The organism is Achromobacter sp. PD1 (genome assembly GCF_048541815.1).
Taxonomy (GTDB): Bacteria; Pseudomonadota; Gammaproteobacteria; order Burkholderiales; family Burkholderiaceae_B; genus Achromobacter; species Achromobacter bronchisepticus_A.
Genome location: NZ_CP183349.1, coordinates 4224790 through 4240504, shown reverse-complemented (window position 1 = coordinate 4240504; position 15715 = coordinate 4224790). Strand labels below are relative to the sequence as shown.

Below are 15715 nucleotides of genomic sequence, written 5' to 3'. Positions count from 1 at the left end.
GCGGCGCGCCGGGTTTTCGCCTACCTGCCCGCCATGAACAGAAACGCCCGTTTCCGCCAGAAATTGCAGGATCCCCGCCTGATGCACGCCATGTCGGCGCACAACCCGCTGTCCGCCAGGCTGGCGGCGGAGGCCGGGTTCGATGCCATCTGGGGCAGCGGCTTCGAGCTGTCGGCCAGCTATGCCGTGCCCGACGCCAACATACTCTCGCCCTCACAGCATCTGGACATGATGCGGGCGATCGCCGCCGCGGTGGACGTGCCCGTCATCGCCGACATCGACACCGGATTCGGCAACGCGATCAATGTCGCGTACATGGTGCCGCAGTATGAAGCCGCGGGTGTGTCGGCGGTGGTGATGGAGGACAAGACCTTTCCCAAGGACACCAGCCTGCGCGCGGCCGGCAGGCAGGAACTGGTGCGGGTCGAGGAATTCCAGGGCAAGATCGAAGCCGCCCGCGGCGCCCGCCGCGATGCGGATTTCTGCGTGATCGCCCGGACCGAGGCCCTGATCGCGGGCGCTGGCGAGCAGGAGGCGCTGGCCCGCGCCCGCGCGTATGAAGCCGCCGGAGCGGATGCCATCCTGATTCATTCCAAGCAGAACACGCCCGACGAGATCCTGTCGTTCGTGGCCGCATGGCAAGGGCGCGCGCCGCTGGTGCTGGTGCCTACCGCCTATCCCCAATTGCGCGAAGCCGATATCCAGGCGCTGGGCAAGGTAGGCCTGGTCATCTATGGCAACCACGCCATCCGCGCCGCGGTGGGGGCGATGCGGGACGTGTTCGCCCGCATCCGCCGCGATGGCGGCATCCACCAGGTGGACGCGGCGCTGCCGGCGGTCAAGGAGATCATTGCGCTGCAGGGCGACGCCCACATGCGGGAGCTGGAACGCCGTTACCTGAAGTAAGCGGGACGCGTTGCGCGCAAGGGGCGCTAGCGATTACGCTAGGCGACCCGCCGCCAGCCCTGTGCGCCGCAGGCGGAACCAATCAGAAAGCAGATGCCGAGGGACAAGAAAGAATGATGCAGGGGGGGATGAGCGTCGCGCGCCGGTTGTTCGGCTCGTGGGTGGACGAGGTCAATGCGCGGACCTTGCGCGCGGATGCGACGGCGGGCCTGCTGGGCGCGCTGCTGGTGCTGCCGCAAGGCGTGGCGTTCGCCATGCTGGCGGGCCTGCCGCCCGAGTACGGCCTGTATTCCGCCATCGTGCCCTGTATCGTCGCGGCGCTCTTCGGGTCCAGCCGCCATGTCATGTCGGGCCCGACCAATGCCAACTCGCTGGCGCTCTATGCGGTGTTGACGCCGCTGGCGGTCGCCGGCAGTCAGGGCTACATCCAGCTGGCGCTGGCCGTGACCGTGCTGGTCGGGCTGATGCAATGGCTGGTGGGCACGCTCAGGCTGGGCTCGCTGGCGCATTTCATCTCGCCATCGGCACTGTTCGGCTTCACCAGCGGCGCGGCCCTGCTGATCGCCGTGCATGCGCTGAAGGACGCGCTGGGCATGCCGGCGCCGGACGCGCATGGCGCGGGCGCCTTGCTGGCCAGCCTGGCCGCGAATCTGGCGCAGGTGCACTGGGGCGCCTTGCTGGTGACGCTGACCACCCTGGCCGTGGCGCTGCTGGTGCGGCGGCTCGACAAGCGCAAGCCCTACATGCTCGCGGGCCTGGCGGCGGGGGCGCTGGCGGCCGCCGCCTTCAACGCGCTGACCGATGGCGCGCCGGTGTCCGTGCTGGGCGCGCTGGCCCAGCCCTGGCCGCCTTTCCATATTCCCAGCGTCGATTGGCGCGCCTTGCCCGAATTGCTGAGCGTGGCCTTCGCGCTGACCATCGTGGCGTTGGCGCAATCCATCTCCATCGCCAAGGCCGTGGCGACGCGTTCGGGCCAGCGCATCGACGCCAACCGCGAATTCGTGGGGCAGGGGCTGTCCAATATCGTGGGCGGATTCTTCTCCTGCTACCTGTCCTGCGGGTCGCTCAACCGGTCCATTCCCAACTACGAGGCTGGCGCCAAGACGCCGTTGGCGTCCGTGTTCTCGGCCCTGCTGCTGGTGGCGCTGGTGGCCTTGTCGGCGCCGCTTCTGGCCATGATCCCGCACGCCGCGATTTCCGGGCTGCTGCTGCTGGTGGCCTGGACCCTGTTCGATATCCCGCGCTGGCGGCAACTGATCCGGACCCAGCGCGGCGAAGCGGTCATCGCCGCCGCCACGCTGACCGCCACCATCACCATACGCATGGAAGTGGCGATCCTGCTGGGCACGGTGTTGTCGCTGATGGTCTATCTGCACCGCACTTCGCGGCCCGCGATGCGCACCATGGGCTTCGATACGCGCGGACTGGAGCGGCGCTTCGTGGTGCTGGAGCATGCGCAGGACGCCTTGCCAGAATGCCCGCAGTTGAAGCTGCTGCGCATGGAGGGCTCGGTCTATTTCGGCGCCGCCACGCACGTGGCGCAGCGCCTGCACGAGCTGCGCGCGGCCCCGGGGGCGCCGCGCCATCTGCTGGTAATGGCCAAGAGCATGAACTTCATCGACATGGCCGGCGCGCAGGTCTGGGAAGACGAGCTTGCCGCCAGGCGGGCCATGGGCGGCGATCTGTACTTCCACCGCCCGCGGCCGGAAGTGCTGGACATGTGGCGCCGCACGGGCTTCCTGCAGCGTCTGGGCGAAGACCATGTCTTTCCCGACAAGGCCACCGCGCTGCATACGATCTACGCCAAGCTGGACCGTGGCATCTGCGAGGGATGCCAGGCCAAGATCTTCTGGGAATGCCAGCCCAACGGGCTGAGGAACGACTGAGGCCGCGTGCGCGGCCGGCTCAGGCCGGCTGCGGCGCTTCCGTGCCCAGATAGGCCGCGCGGACCCGCTCGTCGGCCGCAATCTGTGCGGGCTCGCCCTCGGCCAGCAGGCTGCCGCGCACCAGCACCGCGATGCGGTCGGCATGCTTGAAGACCACGTCCAGGCTGTGCTCGGTGAACAGGACCGCAATGCGCTGGGTGTCCGCCAGCGTGCGCGTCAGCCGCATCAGCGCATGGCGTTCATTGGTGGCCATGCCCGCCGTGGGTTCGTCCATCAGCAAGAGGCGCGGCTGGTGCGCCAGGGCCATCGCCAGTTCCACCCGCTTGACGTCACCGTAGGCCAGCGTGCCGCAGTGCTCCTGCGCCTTGTCCGCCATCTGCACCTGCGACAGCAGCGCCATGGCCTCCTCGGCCGCGTGCCGGGTGGCCCGGCGCCAGGGGTTCAGCAGCAGCCGGTCGCGCGACAGCAGCGCCGTCTGCACGTTTTCGCGCACCGTCATGGAGCGGAAGGTGGCGGCGGTCTGGAAGGTGCGCCCCACGCCCAGCCGGCAGATCTTGCCCGCCGACAAGCCCACCAGTTCGCGGCCGTCCAGCAGCACCGAGCCCGAGTCGGGCCGCAGTTGCCCGCCCAGCGCGTTGAAGCAGGTGGACTTGCCGGCGCCGTTGGGGCCGATCAGGGCGAGCATCCGGCCGGCTTCCAGCGTGAATGACACGCCAGCCAACGCGTCGATGCCGCCGAACGATTTGCGCAGTTCGCGGACTTGCAGCAAGGGGGCGGTATTCATGCGCGCCCCCTGTTCCAGCGCGCGGCCAGGCGCGCGGCGGCGCCGGCCAGCCCCTCGGGAAAGGCCATGACCAGGGCCAGGATGGCCAGCCCCAGCACCGCGTGCCAGTACTCGGTGCTGCGCGCGGCGGCATCCTGCAGCCAGGTGTAGGACGCCGCGCCTACGAGCGGGCCGGCCAGCGTCTGCAACCCGCCCAGCAGCACCATGACCAGTCCGTCCACGGAGCGGCTCACGGCCAGCGTGTCGGGCGCGATGCTGCCCTTGGAAAACGCGTAGAGCGAGCCCGCCAGGCCGGCGGCAAAGGACGCGGCCACGAAGCCCGCCCATTGCACGCGCCGGGTATCCATGCCCAGCGCCTCGGCGCGCAGCGCCGAATCGCGCACGCCCCGCAGCGCATAGCCCAGCGGCGAGAACGCCAGGCGGCGCAGCCAGGCGATGCCGGCCACGCACAGCGCCAGCGTCAGGTAATAGAACCATGGGCCCTGGGCGAGCCAGGCCGACGGCCACAGCCCGATCAGGCCGTTGCTGCCGCCCGTCACGTCATCCCATTGATAGGCCAGCGCCCAGAGGATCTGCGCCACCGCCAGGGTCAGCATCGCCAGGTACACGCCGGACAGGCGCACGCAGAACCAGCCGAACAGCAGGGCGCCGAATGCCGCGGCGAAGGGGCCCAGCAGCAGCGCCGCTTCCATCGGCACGGCCGCCAGCTTCAGGAGCAGCGCGGCGCCATAGGCGCCCAGGCCGAACCAGGCAGCATGGCCGAACGAGGTCATGCCGGCCAGTCCGGTGAGGAAATGCAGGCTGGCGGCAAACAGCGCGGCGATCAGGATTTCGGTCAGCAGGATGCCCAGATAGGGGCTGTGCGCGGCCGCCACCGGCGCCAGCAGCAGGAGCGCCAGCAGCGCGCCATAGGCCAGCCGCAGCCCGCGGCCGGCCGGGGCGATCGGGCGCTCGGGCGCGGCGGCGTGCGCCGCGGGCTCGGGCGGCTTGCCCAGCAGGCCCCAGGGCCGCACGACCAGCACCACGGCCATCACGGCGAATTCCGCCAGCAGCGTGAGTTTGGACAGATTGAAGAGCCAGGGGCCGATCTGCACCTGCCCCAGGAACACGAACAATGCCTTGACCGAGCAGATCAGCAGGGCGGCGAGGAAGGCGCCGGGAATCGAACCCAGGCCACCCACCACCACCACCACGAAGGCGCTGGCGATGATTTCCAGGTCCAGGCCCAGGGTGGCGGGCACGCGCGGCGCCGCCAGCGCCCCGCCCAGGCCGGCCAGGAACGCGCCCAGGGTGAATGCCGAGGTGAACAGCCAGGCCTGGTTCACGCCCAGCGCGGCCAGCATCTTGCGGTTCTCCGCCGCGGCGCGCAGCAGCCGGCCCCAGCGGGTGCGCATCAGCAGCAGCCACAGCAGGCCCAGCACCACGGGGCCGGCGGCGATCAGCAGCAGGTCGTACTCGGGATAGCGCCGGCCCAGGATCTGGACTGCGCCGGACAGGCCGGGGGCGCGCGCCGCGAACAGGTCCTCCGGCCCCCAGATGGCCAGCGCGGCGTCGCCGATGATGAGCACCAGCGCAAAAGTCGCCAGCAGCTGGAACAGTTCGGGCGCCTGGTACAGGCGCCGCAGCACCAGCCATTCGGCGGCCGCGCCGATGAGGCCCGTGGCCAGCGCCGCCAGCAGCAGCCCGGCCCAATAGCCCGCGCCGTCGCCGAAGTAGTTGGTGAAGGTCCACGCCAGGTAGACCCCCAGCATGTAGAACGAGCCGTGCGCGAAGTTCACCACGCGCGTGACGCCGAAGATCAGCGACAGGCCGGCGGCGACCAGGAACAGCGCGCTGGCGTCCGCTAGCCCATTGAGCAGCTGCAGCAGCAGCCCGGACAGGCTCATCAGTGCGCCGGACGCATCTTGCGCACTTGCTCGTCAGGCGGCTGCAGGCGGGCGCCGTCGATGTAGGCGAAATCCTTCATGATGCCCTTGCCGTCTTCCACCGCGGTCACGCCCACGTACACGCCCATGGTCGACTGGTGGTCGATCTTGCGGTACTGGATGGGGCCGTAGGGCGTGTCCACCTTCAGGCCGGCAAACGCGTCGACCAGCTTTTCCGTGTCCACTTCGCCCGCCGCCTTCAGGCCCTGGGCGATCGACATGAGGGACGCGTAGCCCACGACCGAGCCGACCTTGGGCGTTTCGTTGTAGCGCTTCTTGTAGGCTTCGACGAAGGCGTTATTGGCCGGGGTGTCGATGGCGTACCAGGGGTAGCCGGTGACGATCCAGCCAGTGGGCGTGTCGGCGCCCAGCGGCTCCAGGTATTCGGGTTCGCCGGACAGCACCGACACCACGGCGCGGTTCTCGAACAGGCCGCGGGTATTGCCTTCGCGCACGAAGCGCGTCAGGTCGGCGGCGAACAGCACGTTGAAGATCGCGTCGGGCTTGGCGTCGGCCAGGGCCTGCACCACGGCGCCGGCATCGACCTTGCCCAGCGGCACGGCCTGCTCGGCGACGAATTCCACGTCGGACTGGAACGAAGTCATCATGGCCTTGAAGGTGGCCACGGCGGACTGGCCATATTCATAGTTGGGATAGACGATGGCCCAGCGCTTCTTGCGCAAGGCCAGCGCCTTGGGGGCTAGCGCCGCCACGTGCATCCAGGTGGAGGGGCGCAGGCGGTAGGTGTAGCGGTTGCCGTCCTGCCAGGTGATCTTGTCGGTGAGGGGTTCGGCCGCCAGGAAGAACACCTGCTGCTGCTTGGCGAAATCCGTCAGCGCCAGGCCGGTATTTGAAAGAAAGCCGCCGAACAGCAGCTCGACCTTTTCGCTGGCCAGCAATTCCTGGGCCGCGCGCACCGAATCGCCGGGGTTGCCGTTGTCGTCGCGCGAGATCACTTCCAGCTTTCGGCCCAGCACGCCGCCGCTTGCATTGACCTCTTCCAGCGCCAGCTGCCAACCCTTCTTGTAGGGGCCGAGGAAGGCGGGGATGGCCTTGTAGCTGTTGATCTCGCCGATGCGGATGGGCGGCTCCTTGTCCTTGGCCGAGGCGGCGGAAGTCAGCGCCAGGGCCAGGAGTGCCGGCGCCACGGCGCGGCGCAACAGAGTGAGGCAGGGACGGAACATGTCAGGTATCGCGTGGAGAAGGAATCTGGCGCCAGCAGGCGCGGCGGATGACAGCGGCCCAATTGGAACATGGGCCTTCGCCCCGGGGCAATAGACAGGCGCGGCGCGCAGCGCCCGCCCGGAAACGAAAAAAGGCCCTGCGGTGCAGGGCCTTTTCGTCTTGCGGGAAAACCGGCTGAATTACTTCAGCTTGGTTTCCTTGTAGTCAACGTGCTTGCGAGCGACCGGATCAAATTTCTTGATCAGCATCTTCTCGGGCATGTTGCGCTTGTTCTTGGTGGTCGTGTAGAAATGACCCGTGCCGGCAGTCGACTCGAGCTTGATCTTTTCGCGGATACCTTTGGCCATGTCGTGCTCCTAGTATGTAGATTGGCGGGGAGGCTGATTAAGCCAGTTCGCCGCGGGCACGCATTTCGGCCAGCACGGCGTCGATGCCGTTCTTGTCGATCGTGCGGATGGCCTTGGCCGAAACACGCAGGCGGACCCAGCGGTTTTCGCTTTCAACCCAGAACCGGCGCGATTGCAGGTTGGGCAGGAAGCGACGCTTGGTCTTGTTGTTCGCGTGCGAAACATTGTTGCCCACCATCGGGCCTTTGCCGGTCACTTGGCATACGCGTGCCATGGATGCACCTCTTTAGGTCGTTCTTTTGCGCGCATCGCTTGGGGGGTAGACAGGGTTTTAGCCGCCGGGCTGTAGAGGCTTCGTACGCTGCTGCTGTACCTTGCCTACGCCGGCCACCCAGTCTTAGTGGATGAGGGGGGATCGGAATGGCCATCAAAGCCCAGTCTGGTCCGCCCCAGTGCTTATACCCGCTGCCTGCCACCCGCTGAATTCTTGTAAGAATTTCTGGAAATCCCGGAGGGAATCGCCAGACATCGCGCGGTTGGGGTCAGAGTGCTGAACTACAAAGCATAGTAGTTCAGCACGGGAAACTTCATGTGAAGACTTAGATTCTAATATGAAAAGCCTAATTAAATCAAGCGGCGACGCTATGTGGTGTGCGATTGCGCCACGCGGCCCGAGATCCAGGACAGGCAGGCGCAGGCCGCCAGCGTGGTCGTCAGGGGCAGGGCGCTGTCGGTCTGCCAGGCGCTGACGGCAAAACCGGCCAGCGCGCCGCAGGACAATTGCAGCGTCCCCAATAGTGCGGAAGCCGCGCCCAGCCGCTTGCCCTGGTCCGCCAGCGCCAGCGCCGCCGAGTTGGGATTGACGAAGCCCTGGCTGCCCATGTAGCAGATGAGGCACAGCATCAGCAGGGGCAGGCTCATCCAGCCGGCCAGCGTCAGCGCGACCGCCGCCAGGCTGGCGCAGGCCAGCGAGGTCAGCGCGCGGCGCTGCAATTGGCGCGGCGTGTAGGCGCGCAGCAGGCGCGCGCTGATCTGCGAGCAGATGATGAGCGACAGCGCGTTGGTGCCGAACAGCAGGCCGTAGTACTGGGGCGGCACGCCGTAGAGTTCGATGAAGACGCGCGGCGAGCCGATGATGTAGGCGAACATGCCAGCCTGGCCGAAGCCGCCGGCCAGGCTGTGCGCCATGAAGCCGCGGTGCGCGAACAGGTCGCGGTAGTTGCGCAGTATGGTGTGCCAGCGCAGCGGCACCACGCGTTCAGGCGCCAGCGATTCCTTCATGATCAGGATGACGGCGGCCATCAGCATCGCACCGCCGGCCAGCATGACCCAGAACAGGCTGCGCCACGAGGTGATGGCCAGCAACTGGCCGCCGGCCAAGGGCGCGAGGATGGGGGCGAGGCCCATGATGAGCATCAGCAGCGACATCGCGCGGGCGGCTTCATGGGTTTCGTAATGGTCGCGGATGACCGCACGCGGGATCACGATGCCGGCGGCGCCGCCCATGGCCTGCACCACGCGCCAGCCGGTCAACGCTTCCACCGATCCGGACAGCGCGCACCCCAGCGAACCGATCATGAACAGCGTCAGGCCGACGAGCAACGGCGGCTTGCGGCCGTAGCGGTCGGCCATCGGGCCATAGAACACTTGCACCATCGCCAGGCCGATCAGGTAGGCGGCCAGCGTGCGTTCGACGTCGCCGCGGGACACGCCCAGGTTTGCCGCGATCGTGGGGAAGGCGGGCAGGTACATGTCGATGGCGAACGGACCGATCGCGGTCAGCGCGCCCATGAGTATCAGCCAGCCAGGCAGGCTGCTGCGGAAAGACTGTGAAGGGGGCATGTCGATTGCGGGGTAGCGCAGTGGCAGGGCCCGGATGCGGTTTGTTGCACGGTTTGGGCCAAGTAAACGACTGTATCACGGGCAACCTTACAAGCAAATTGCAAGTTTTTTCCGATAAAGTCATTGCGGTCCGTACGTATTCCAGAGGAGAAGTCGTGAATCCTTTGTTGTCTGTTGTGGAACGCAAACTCCAGGCCCTGCCGGTCCCGGTCCAGCTGGTTCTGCCCGACGGCGCCGTGCTGGGGCCGCCCGAACCCCGTGTCCGTTTCGTCACGCACGACAAGACCGCCCTGGCGCATCTGGCCGAAGGCGCGGTGGGCGTGCTGGGGCAGGATTATGTGGAAGGCCGCATCGACATCGAGGGCAATATGCGCGATGTGATGGCCGCGGCTTCGGCGCTGCTGCCGGGGTCGCCGGTGGACGCGGCTCGCGGCGGCTGGCTGACCGAGCTGGTGCGCAAGGTGGTGTCGGTCTGGCGCCATTCGGTCGAGCGCGACGCCAAGCAGATCGAATTTCACTACGACCTGTCGGATGGCTTCTACGCCCTCTGGCTGGACCCGCGCCGGGTCTATTCCTGCGCCTACTACCGCGAACCGGGCATGACGCTGGCCCAGGCCCAGGAGGCCAAGCTGGACCACATCTGCCGCAAGCTGCGCCTGCGTGCGGGCGAACGGTTCCTGGACGTGGGGGCGGGCTGGGGCGGCCTGCTGCTGTGGGCCGCCGAGCATTATGGCGTGGACGCCACCGGCATCACCCTGTCGCGCAACCAGCATGCCCATGTCAGCAAACTGATCCAGGAGAAGGGGCTTGCAGGCCGGGTCCGCATGGAGCTGCTGGACTACCGCAAGCTGGACGAATCCGCGCCCTACGACAAGATCGCGTCGGTCGGCATGTTCGAGCACGTGGGCCGGGCCCAGCTCGAAGGCTATTTCGCCAAGCTGCGCCGCCTGCTCAAGCCGGGCGGACTGATCATGAACCATGGCATTACCGCGGCCGGCGTCTACAACGCCGAGCTGGGCAACGGCATGGGCGAATTCATCGAGAAATACATCTTCCCGGGCGGCGAGCTGACCCACGTCAGCGTGGTGATGGAAACCCTGACCAACGGCGGCCTGGAAGAGGTGGACGTGGAAAACCTGCGGCCGCATTACGCGCGCACCCTGTGGGCCTGGAGCGATGCGCTGGAGGCGCGCCTGCCTGAAGCGGCGCGCATCCTGGGCGGCGAGCAGGGCGAGCGTTCGCTGCGCGCCTACCGGCTGTACCTGGCTGGCTGCGCCATGGCGTTCGAGCACGGCTGGATTGCGCTGCACCAGATCCTGGGACAGCACCCGGCGACAGGACGCTCCGACGAGCTGGACAATCCGCCGGACCTTGCCTACCCCTGGCGCAGGGATTACATGTACGCCAAGAACGAGTAGCGGCCGGCAGATGTCCGCAGGATGGTCGGTTTCAATGCAATTGGCGACGGAAAACTGTCCGAAACGCGTCCATCCACTGGCCGGAACCGCGATTTCCGGCCCGTTTGAAGCGGCTAAAGCGTATGGATATGAATTTATTGTTTACTGAATGTATCTGTTCGTCTGAATCAAAATCCCCTAGGTAAAGTCGCTGTTTCACTCCTTGCGCTTGCGGGTAATCCCGGACCATTTTTTCGGGAAATGTATCTGATTCATTCCGGGGTGGGGTTGGGTTGAGCATCAATTTCGTTTAAGATGCTGGCTTCTTCGTTCAGTTTGTTCACTTTCTGTGGGTTTTCAAAAACTGCGTTTTTGAAGCTCCTGTCTTGCAAGATGCCGCACCCTCGCGGACCGTCTTGTTGCTAGTGTCGGTTTGTATTGGCGGTTCTGCCCGTCTTCCGCACAACCCCCTTAGCTCCATGGCACCTCCGGGCCCAAGCCTGGCGTGTGTCCCTGAACCTATGGAGGCAAAAGCCAATGCGTTTTACCCCTGTCAAGACCCTGGCCGCCGCGGCTGTGTTCTTCGCCTTCGCCGGCGCGGCCCAAGCCGCCGATGCCGTCCAGTGCGAAATCAAGCGCCCGGTCAATTTCGGCGCGATGAACTGGGAATCCAATCTGGTCCTGGTTGACGTCGAACGTTTCATCATGGAAAAGGGCTACGGTTGCAAAACCGAGACCCTGCCGACCGAAACGCTGCCCGCCCTGGCTGCGCTGGAGCGCGGCGACCTGGATATCAATACCGAGATCTGGCTGAACAGCGTTGCCGATCCCTGGGACCGCGCCGAGAAGACCGGCAAGGTCAAGCGCATCGGCGATCTCTACATGGGCGCCGAGGGCTGGTACATCCCGCGTTACACGGCGGAACGCCTGCCCGAATTGAAGTCCGCGGCCGACCTGCCGAAGTTCAAGGACAAGTTCAAGGATCCGGAAGAGCCCGGCAAAGGCCGCTTCTACGGCTGCCCGGCGGGCTGGGGCTGCGAGATCACCAGCAATAACCTGTTCCACGCCCTGAAGCTGGACGACAGCTACACCCTGTATTCGCCCGGCACGGGCGCGGCGCAGAAGGCGGCCCTGATGTCGGCCTACAAGCGCAAGCAGAACGTGGTCTTCTACTACTGGTCGCCCACGCCGCTGGTGGGTTCGATGGACCTGGTCAAGCTGGACATGCCGCCCTACGACGCCGAAAAGCACAAGTGCCTGACGTCGCCCAAGTGCGCCAAGCCCGAACCCAGCGCCTATCCCGACAACCCCGTCTTCACGGCGGTGAACACCAAGTTCTCCGAGGAAGCGCCCAAGCTCACCGAATTCCTGTCCAAGGTCTCGGTGCCGCTGCCGGTGATCAACGAAACCCTGGCCCACATGGAAGAGTCCGGCGACGAAGCCAACGCCGTGGCCAAGTGGTTCCTGAAGAACAAACCCGACGTCTGGACCAAGTGGGTCCCCGCCGACGTCGCCGGGCGCGTCCAAAGCGCGCTGTAACCCGCCATGTGCCTGGCTGCGCGCCGTCGCGGCGCGCTCCGGCCCTTCATGGGGCCGGTTTCCTTTGCCAGGATGGCCGCCGGCCGGGCGCTCGCGCCCGGACCGAGATGCGCTGGCGCTGCCGGGATGGCCGGCCGTTTTCTAGCTGGAAGCCGCAAGCTTGCGCCGCATCGCCCGATTCCTGGGCATGCGGGCGCGGTCCGGGCGGTGAGTGCGCCAGAATGGAGTAGAACGAATGTTTCCTGAAATTATTCCCGCCCGGCAGGTCCGGGGGGCGATCGACGGCTTTGTCGATCACTTGGTCACCAACTATGCCGACACGCTGGAGACCTTGTCCCAGCCCGTCCTGCATGCCTTGGTGTGGCTGGAGCAGCTGCTGCGCAATTCGCCCTGGTGGGCGGTGGTCGCGGTGACGATCGCGATCGCCTGGGGCGTCAGCCGCCGTATCGGCCTGAGTCTGGCGATGGGCGCGCTGCTGTGCGTGATCGGCGTGCTGGGCCTGTGGGACGCCGGCATGCAGACGCTGGCGCTCATGATCATGGCGGCCGGCCTGTCGGTGATCATCGGCATCCCGCTGGGCGTGCTGATGGCGCGGGTCAACTGGCTGCGCTCCATCATGCTGCCGGTGCTGGACGTGATGCAGACCATGCCCAGCTTCGTGTACCTGATTCCCGTGGTCATGCTGTTCGGCCTGGGCAAGATCCCGGCCATCATCGCCACCGTGATCTACGCCGTGCCGCCGCTGATCCGCCTGACCGACCTGGGCATCCGCCTGGTCGACCGCGAAGTGCTGGAAGCCTCGCGCGCCTTCGGCGCCAATCCGCGCCAGCAGCTGTTCGGCGTGCAGCTGCCGCTGGCGCTGCCCAACATCATGGCCGGCATCAACCAGACCACGATGATGGCCCTGTCGATGGTGGTGATCGCCTCGATGATCGGCGCGCGCGGCCTGGGTTATGAAGTGTTGCTCGGCATCAACCGTCTTGAAGTAGGCCGCGGCCTGCTGGCGGGCTTGGGTATCGTGGTGCTGGCCGTGCTGTTCGACCGGATCACGCAATCGTATGGACAGCGCATGCGCATGGGAGGCCAGCGATGAGCAAGATCGAGGTCAAGAACATCTACAAGGTCTTCGGCCCGCATCCGAAGAAATGGCTGGAAGCCGCCCAGGGCGGCATGAGCAAGGAACAACTGCTGGCCGAGAGCGGCCACACGCTGGGCCTGCGCGACATCAGCCTGTCGATCGAAGAAGGCAGCATCTACGTCATCATGGGCCTGTCGGGTTCCGGCAAGTCCACGCTGATCCGCCACTTCAACCGCCTGATCGAACCCAGCGCCGGCCACATCCTGGTCGATGGCGTGGATGTGGTCAGCCTGAATAAGCGCGACCTGGAAGTCTTCCGCCAAAAGAAGATGAGCATGGTGTTCCAGCGCTTTGGCCTGTTCCCGCACCGCACCGTGCTGGACAACGCCGCCTACGGCCTGACCGTACAGGGCGTGGGCCGTGCCGAACGCGAAAAGCGCGCCCGCGAATGGCTGGACCAGGTGGGCCTGTCGGGCTTTGAAAACCAGTACCCGCACCAACTGTCGGGCGGCATGCAACAGCGTGTCGGCCTGGCCCGGGCGCTGGCCACCGATGCCGAAATCCTGTTGATGGACGAAGCCTTCTCGGCGCTGGATCCGCTCATCCGCCGCGAGATGCAGGACCAGTTGCTGCAGCTGCAGGCCAAGCTCAACAAGACCATCGTCTTCATCACCCACGACCTGGACGAAGCCCTGCGCCTGGGCAACCGCATCGCCATCCTCAAGGACGGCGAACTGGTGCAGGAAGGCACGCCGGAGGACATCCTGCTGAACCCGGCCAACGACTACGTGCAGTCGTTCCTGCAGGACGTGAACCGCACCAAGGTGCTCAACGCCACGCACGCCGTGAACCCGGCGCGCCTGACCCTGACCATGCGTTCGCGTCCCGCCCATGCCATGGACCGCATGCGCGCCCTGAGCTACGAATATGCGCCGGTGCTGGACGGCAAGCGGCTGGCCGGCGTGCTGACCGCCGAGGCCGCCACGCGCGCCATCGAGGAAGGCGCGCGCGATATCTCGCGCTACGTCGAGGATCTGGCTTCCGTGCCGGCCACGGCCGGCCTGGGCGAAGTGCTGGCCCAGCTGGTGCACAGCGACCAGCCGGTCGCGGTGACCGGCGAAGACGATGAGTTCATCGGCATGCTGTCGCGCAAGAAGGTCGTGGAGCTGGTGACGCCGGCCCTGGCCGAAACGGCGCCCGCGGCGGAAGCCGCCGCTGCCGCCGACGCGCAGGAGCAGTCCGAACCCGAGCGCCGCGACCAGGCGGCCTGACAGGGAGAAACCCTAATCCGGATTGGGGCCGCGCGGCCGTCCGCGGCGCCCCGATCCGGATATGATGGTTTGCCGGCCGCCTGGGCCGGTTTCTCCTTTTTCGGAACATCGGAATCAGTCATGCCAATTTTGAATGTCCAGATCATGGAAGGCCACACGGCCGCCCAGAAGGCTGCGTTGCTGCAGGCCGCATCCAACGCGGTGGTTGAAAGCATCGCTGCGCCGCTGCCCAGCGTGCGCATCGTGCTGCAGGAAGTGCCGGCGGCGCATGTGATCGTGGGCGGTGAAATCGGCAAGGCCATGGCGCGTGTCGACGTCGCGCTGATCTCGGGCCGCGACGAAGCCAAGAAGGCCGCGCTGATCGCGGCGCTGAACCAGGCGGTGTGCGCCAGCATCGGCATCTCCGGCCAGGACGTGCGCGTGCTGCTGCGCGACGTGCCCAATACCGACATGGGCGCGGCCAACGGCATCACAGCCAAGGCCAACGGCCGCTGAGATTTGCCGTCCGCCTGGCAGCTCAGAAAGAAGCGCCCGCGATTCGCGGGCGTTTTTGCACCTGCCTTCAGCAACCGTCAGTCCAGCTTCACATTGGCCGCCTTTACCACTTCTCCCCAGCGCGCGATTTCGCTCTTGATGTAGGCAGCGTATTCCTGCGGCGTGGAACCCAGCGCCTGCGCGCCTTGTGCCTTGAGCTGCCTGGTCATTTCAGGCGATTGCAGCGCTCGGCGGATTTCGGCGTTCAGTTTGTCGATGACCGGCGCTGGCGTGCCTGCCGGTACCACCACGCCTTGCCAGGCGCCCATCTCGAATCCGGGCGCCACCGTTTCCGCCACCGTCGGCACGTCGGGCAATTGCTCGCTGCGCGTGCCGCTGGTCACGGCCAGCGCGCGCAGCTTGCCTTCGCGGATGAAGCCCAGCGAATCGTTCAGCGTATTGGTCATGAGCTGCACCTGCCCGCCGACCAGATCCGTCATGGCCGGGGCGCTGCCGCGATAGGGGACGTGCACCGCGTCGATCTCGAGCGAGCGCAACAGCAGCAGGGCGCCCAGGTGCGTGACGTTGCCGGCGCCGGCCGACCCATACGACAGCTTGCCGGGATGCTCGCGCGCATACTGCACGAAGGTCCGCGTGTCCGGCGCCGGCACGGAAGGATGCACCAGCAGCACCAGCGGGATCACCGCCGTGGAGGACACCGGCGCGAAGTCCTTGACCGGGTCGAAGGTCAGCGACCGGTACAGATTGGGGCTGAGCGCGATGGAGGAGGTGTTGTACAGCACGGTGTAGCCATCGGGCTTGGCGGCAGCCGCGTACTGCATGCCGATGTTGCCGTTGGCGCCGCCCTTGTTTTCGACCACGACGGTCTGGCCCAACTGGTCGGTCAGCTGCTTGGCCAGCACCCGGGCGACCAGATCGGTCGGCCCTCCAGGCGGGAAGGGCACCACCATGGTGATGGGGCGTTCGGGCCAGGCGGCGTGGGCGCTTGCGGCGGCGCCCAGCGCGAGAATGGCGAGGCTGCCTGCCAGCAGTGCTTTCTTCATTGCTTGTCTCCTTGTGC

General features: G+C 66.5%; 14 protein-coding genes. 7 read left to right on the top strand and 7 right to left on the bottom strand.

Annotated elements, in window-relative coordinates:
- Nucleotides 1–33 precede the first annotated feature (33 nt).
- A complete protein-coding gene (locus ACM1PE_RS20080; RefSeq protein ID WP_419340770.1) occupies nucleotides 34–906 on the top strand; it encodes a phosphonopyruvate hydrolase in 873 nt (290 codons plus the stop codon).
- Nucleotides 907–1034: 128 nt separating this feature from the next.
- The gene (locus ACM1PE_RS20075) at nucleotides 1035–2792 is read left to right on the top strand and encodes a SulP family inorganic anion transporter (protein WP_059371751.1); all 1758 of its coding nucleotides are present in this window, start codon (nucleotides 1035–1037) and stop codon (nucleotides 2790–2792) included.
- Nucleotides 2793–2811: 19 nt separating this feature from the next.
- On the opposite strand, the gene ACM1PE_RS20070 is transcribed toward ACM1PE_RS20075, so the two are convergent.
- The 6 genes from ACM1PE_RS20070 to ACM1PE_RS20045 all read right to left on the bottom strand — a co-directional run bounded on the left by ACM1PE_RS20070 (nucleotide 2812) and on the right by ACM1PE_RS20045 (nucleotide 8875).
- On the bottom strand, nucleotides 2812–3576 hold the full coding sequence (locus tag ACM1PE_RS20070; protein ID WP_251881268.1) for an ABC transporter ATP-binding protein: 765 nt from the start codon (nucleotides 3574–3576) through the stop codon (nucleotides 2812–2814).
- The gene (locus ACM1PE_RS20065; protein ID WP_059371753.1) at nucleotides 3573–5462 is read right to left on the bottom strand and encodes an ABC transporter permease; all 1890 of its coding nucleotides are present in this window, start codon (nucleotides 5460–5462) and stop codon (nucleotides 3573–3575) included. The genes ACM1PE_RS20070 and ACM1PE_RS20065 overlap by 4 nt, the downstream gene beginning before the upstream one ends.
- Nucleotides 5462–6685, bottom strand: a complete 1224-nt coding sequence (locus tag ACM1PE_RS20060) for an ABC transporter substrate-binding protein (RefSeq protein ID WP_419340769.1) — start codon at nucleotides 6683–6685, stop codon at nucleotides 5462–5464. The genes ACM1PE_RS20065 and ACM1PE_RS20060 overlap by 1 nt, the downstream gene beginning before the upstream one ends.
- Nucleotides 6686–6865: 180 nt before the next feature.
- Complete coding sequence (gene rpmG, locus ACM1PE_RS20055; protein ID WP_003810296.1) at nucleotides 6866–7033, bottom strand: 50S ribosomal protein L33; 168 nt, start codon at nucleotides 7031–7033, stop codon at nucleotides 6866–6868.
- A gap of 37 nt (nucleotides 7034–7070) precedes the next feature.
- Complete coding sequence (gene rpmB, locus ACM1PE_RS20050) at nucleotides 7071–7307, bottom strand: 50S ribosomal protein L28 (protein ID WP_006385639.1); 237 nt, start codon at nucleotides 7305–7307, stop codon at nucleotides 7071–7073.
- Nucleotides 7308–7675: 368 nt separating this feature from the next.
- Nucleotides 7676–8875 (bottom strand): Bcr/CflA family multidrug efflux MFS transporter, encoded by a 1200-nt coding sequence (locus tag ACM1PE_RS20045; RefSeq protein ID WP_262480430.1) that lies wholly within the window; start codon nucleotides 8873–8875, stop codon nucleotides 7676–7678.
- 155 nt (nucleotides 8876–9030) lie between these two features.
- Here ACM1PE_RS20045 and ACM1PE_RS20040 point away from each other — a divergent pair, with 155 nt between their 5' ends.
- From ACM1PE_RS20040 to ACM1PE_RS20020, 5 genes are all read left to right on the top strand, one after another.
- Nucleotides 9031–10293 carry a class I SAM-dependent methyltransferase gene (locus tag ACM1PE_RS20040; RefSeq protein WP_419340768.1) on the top strand — a complete coding sequence of 421 codons (1263 nt, stop codon included), beginning with the start codon at nucleotides 9031–9033 and terminating at the stop codon, nucleotides 10291–10293.
- Nucleotides 10294–10809: 516 nt separating this feature from the next.
- On the top strand, nucleotides 10810–11811 hold the full coding sequence (locus tag ACM1PE_RS20035; protein WP_054451214.1) for an ABC transporter substrate-binding protein: 1002 nt from the start codon (nucleotides 10810–10812) through the stop codon (nucleotides 11809–11811).
- Nucleotides 11812–12046: 235 nt separating this feature from the next.
- On the top strand, nucleotides 12047–12904 hold the full coding sequence (locus ACM1PE_RS20030; protein ID WP_054451215.1) for an ABC transporter permease: 858 nt from the start codon (nucleotides 12047–12049) through the stop codon (nucleotides 12902–12904).
- Nucleotides 12901–14160, top strand: a complete 1260-nt coding sequence (locus tag ACM1PE_RS20025) for a quaternary amine ABC transporter ATP-binding protein (RefSeq protein ID WP_059371756.1) — start codon at nucleotides 12901–12903, stop codon at nucleotides 14158–14160. Before ACM1PE_RS20030 ends, ACM1PE_RS20025 begins: the two co-directional genes overlap by 4 nt.
- A 120-nt stretch (nucleotides 14161–14280) precedes the next feature.
- Nucleotides 14281–14655, top strand: coding sequence for a tautomerase family protein (locus ACM1PE_RS20020; protein WP_054451217.1), 375 nt, complete (start codon nucleotides 14281–14283; stop codon nucleotides 14653–14655).
- Nucleotides 14656–14732: 77 nt separating this feature from the next.
- Here ACM1PE_RS20020 and ACM1PE_RS20015 read toward each other — a convergent pair whose 3' ends face one another.
- Nucleotides 14733–15698, bottom strand: a complete 966-nt coding sequence (locus ACM1PE_RS20015) for a Bug family tripartite tricarboxylate transporter substrate binding protein (protein ID WP_419340767.1) — start codon at nucleotides 15696–15698, stop codon at nucleotides 14733–14735.
- Between the last annotated feature and the right edge of the window lie 17 nt (nucleotides 15699–15715).

Bases quoted from the DNA above. Each gene is read 5' to 3' on its own strand.
- ACM1PE_RS20080 (WP_419340770.1), top strand. From the start codon at position 34: ATGAACAGAAACGCCCGTTTCCGCCAGAAATTGCAGGATCCCCGCCTG.
- ACM1PE_RS20075 (WP_059371751.1), top strand. From the start codon at position 1,035: ATGAGCGTCGCGCGCCGGTTGTTCGGCTCGTGGGTGGACGAGGTCAAT.
- ACM1PE_RS20070 (WP_251881268.1), bottom strand. From the start codon at position 3,576: ATGAATACCGCCCCCTTGCTGCAAGTCCGCGAACTGCGCAAATCGTTC.
- ACM1PE_RS20065 (WP_059371753.1), bottom strand. From the start codon at position 5,462: ATGAGCCTGTCCGGGCTGCTGCTGCAGCTGCTCAATGGGCTAGCGGAC.
- ACM1PE_RS20060 (WP_419340769.1), bottom strand. From the start codon at position 6,685: ATGTTCCGTCCCTGCCTCACTCTGTTGCGCCGCGCCGTGGCGCCGGCA.
- rpmG (WP_003810296.1), bottom strand. From the start codon at position 7,033: ATGGCCAAAGGTATCCGCGAAAAGATCAAGCTCGAGTCGACTGCCGGC.
- rpmB (WP_006385639.1), bottom strand. From the start codon at position 7,307: ATGGCACGCGTATGCCAAGTGACCGGCAAAGGCCCGATGGTGGGCAAC.
- ACM1PE_RS20045 (WP_262480430.1), bottom strand. From the start codon at position 8,875: ATGCCCCCTTCACAGTCTTTCCGCAGCAGCCTGCCTGGCTGGCTGATA.
- ACM1PE_RS20035 (WP_054451214.1), top strand. From the start codon at position 10,810: ATGCGTTTTACCCCTGTCAAGACCCTGGCCGCCGCGGCTGTGTTCTTC.
- ACM1PE_RS20030 (WP_054451215.1), top strand. From the start codon at position 12,047: ATGTTTCCTGAAATTATTCCCGCCCGGCAGGTCCGGGGGGCGATCGAC.
- ACM1PE_RS20025 (WP_059371756.1), top strand. From the start codon at position 12,901: ATGAGCAAGATCGAGGTCAAGAACATCTACAAGGTCTTCGGCCCGCAT.
- ACM1PE_RS20020 (WP_054451217.1), top strand. From the start codon at position 14,281: ATGCCAATTTTGAATGTCCAGATCATGGAAGGCCACACGGCCGCCCAG.
- ACM1PE_RS20015 (WP_419340767.1), bottom strand. From the start codon at position 15,698: ATGAAGAAAGCACTGCTGGCAGGCAGCCTCGCCATTCTCGCGCTGGGC.